Annotated in this window: 3 protein-coding genes and 1 pseudogene; 3 read left to right on the forward strand and 1 reads right to left on the reverse strand. The window is 45.1% G+C overall.

The genetic code is table 11. From position 1 onward, the window contains the following. The first annotated feature begins 32 nt into the window (after positions 1 to 32). The 3 genes and pseudogenes from EKC99_RS15210 to EKC99_RS15220 form a co-directional block, all read left to right on the forward strand. Positions 33 to 170: a winged helix-turn-helix domain-containing protein gene (locus tag EKC99_RS15210; protein ID WP_483296097.1), complete on the forward strand. Its 138-nt coding sequence runs from the start codon at positions 33 to 35 to the stop codon at positions 168 to 170. A gap of 17 nt (positions 171 to 187) precedes the next feature. Beyond that, positions 188 to 700 (forward strand): IS630 family transposase, encoded by a 513-nt coding sequence (locus tag EKC99_RS15215; RefSeq protein ID WP_163151694.1) that lies wholly within the window; start codon positions 188 to 190, stop codon positions 698 to 700. 28 nt (positions 701 to 728) lie between these two features. Further along, positions 729 to 1,118: pseudogene (locus tag EKC99_RS15220) on the forward strand (DJ-1/PfpI family protein); the annotation flags it as partial. A 345-nt stretch (positions 1,119 to 1,463) separates the two neighbouring features. On the opposite strand, the gene EKC99_RS15225 reads toward EKC99_RS15220, so the two are convergent. After that, positions 1,464 to 2,056 (reverse strand): UPF0236 family transposase-like protein (locus EKC99_RS15225; protein ID WP_205597784.1); only part of this gene is annotated, 593 nt, incomplete at its 5' end.

The following is a 2,056-nucleotide window of genomic DNA, read 5'->3' on the forward strand; positions in this document are numbered from 1 at the left end:
AGTCCTACATCCAACAAACCTATGGTGTTTCGATGTCACGGGAAGGCATTCGGAAGTTGTTGCATCGTCTTCGCTTGTCATGGACACGTCCGACCTATAAGCTCGTCAAAGGCGATCCTGTACTTCAAGCGGCGTTTGAAAAAGAACTTGAGTTTATAAAAAAAAACTAATCACGGAAGAAATCGTTCTGCTTCATGTCGATGAGACGCATGTTCGCGCCTATCAAGCGCTTCGTACGACATGGGCAGAAGTAGGGAATCAAAAACAAGTGCCAAGCTACGGTCATCACGCCCACGTATCCATTTTTGGTGCCGTCGACGTGCAACAAGGTGATGTCGTGTTTCATCGCGCATCATCCGCCAACGCCGAAACGTTCCTCGACTTTTTGCGCCTGTTAAAAGAGAAATATTCCGACCGATTCATCGTGCTTGTGTTGGACAATGCGCGTATTCATCATGCCAACATGGTTCGAGCCTTCCTTCAAAGCGAAGAAGGCGATGCCTTTCATTTTATTTTTCTCCCGCCGTATTCGCCTCATTTGAATCCGATTGAACGGTTGTGGAAGTGGCTGAAAGACGAAGTCATCGCCAACATCTTGCATAAAGATCAAAAAGACATCGCCCAGTCGATTACTCGGTTTGAACAACATGTCTTACAGCATCCAGATGAGGTGTTACGCCGCATTGGGTGTGCTGTGTAAACCAGAGGTTAAAATGTCAATTTGGATGTATATAGAAAAGCCAGGCTATCTCATTGATGCGCATGCATCGTTTGCAGAAATCGATCCGACACAGTACGATGCGCTCATTATTCCGGGAGGACGTGCGCCAGAATACATCCGCCTCGATGAAAACTTGCCAAAAATCGTACGCCATTTCTTTGAAGCGAACAAACCAGTTGCGGCGATTTGCCATGCTTCGCTCGTGTTAGAAACCATTCCTGATGTCGTGAAAGGACGCAGCATGACTGCATACATTGCCTGCAAGCCAGGTGTAGAAGCAATTGGTGCCAACTATGTATCTGAGCCAACTCATGTTGATAACAATTTCGTATCCGCTCATGCATGGCCAGATTTACCAGCGTTTATGCGTGAATTTATTAAGTTATTAAACAAATAAAATCGTTTGTTAAGGCGTTCTCCTATGGGGACGCCTTTTTGGTTTAAACAACATGTTGCATTGATTGTTGATGATCTAGACACAAAATATTATCGAACAGTGCCAGGCACTGTTCGCCAATAAAACACCCCCAGCTGCATTTTACGCAGTTGGGGGATTCTATACAATATTATTTCATAAAAGACAAGTGCCCGCTCCTAATTTCTTGGTTTAGTTTGAGTCAAGACTTTGTGGGAGATTTTTTTCTCGACCGATTTTATTGGTTATATATGGTTTTATAGGCTTGTTTCATGTAAGCGCTTTTATCCTCTCTTATCCTGTAGGTATGTGCCTATATCTGTGTTTTTAAAAACCTTTCAATGCTTGTAATACCTCGTAAATCGGTGTTCCTGAAGACTGACGGAAATACGGAATGTTGTCCCGAATCACTTCCTTCATTCGAGATGAGACGCGTTTCATTGCCTTTTTCACGATCGTTTCTCGTTTCGTTTCTTCTCGTTCTTCCACGCCATACATCACCCCACGGCGTGTCCGAATGAGTAACGTATCTTTTATCGCGGCGATCGCTCGCAACATTGCTTCAATCCCTGCATCTTTCCAACTTCGACCGTTTTTACTTCGTTTCGCAAACACATGCATCGTTCCTTCCGCACTCCCCATCGCTCTCATGTTTGTCGTGTCGATCCCTTTTTCCTTCAGCCATATGCGATAGTCACGCAAACATCCTGGCATCTCCTCGATTCGACGAACAAGCGCCTCGAGTTGCTTTTCCTTCTCCTCATGTTCTAGCGTACCGATGGCACTTGTGAGTTCTCGCAACACACCCTCTTCATCCCATGATGCGAATTTCTTTCGAATCACCCGATATCTTGCATGACCTCGGAACAATTGACGAATCTCTCTCGCCACATGGAACCGATCGAGTTGAAAGTACCCTC

Origin of the sequence: Anoxybacillus sp. MB8 (assembly GCF_011006755.1) — a bacterium.
GTDB classification, from domain to species: Bacteria; Bacillota; Bacilli; order Bacillales; family Anoxybacillaceae; genus Anoxybacillus; species Anoxybacillus gonensis.

Bases quoted from the DNA above. Each gene is read 5' to 3' on its own strand.
- EKC99_RS15210 (WP_483296097.1), top strand. From the start codon at position 33: ATGTCACGGGAAGGCATTCGGAAGTTGTTGCATCGTCTTCGCTTGTCA.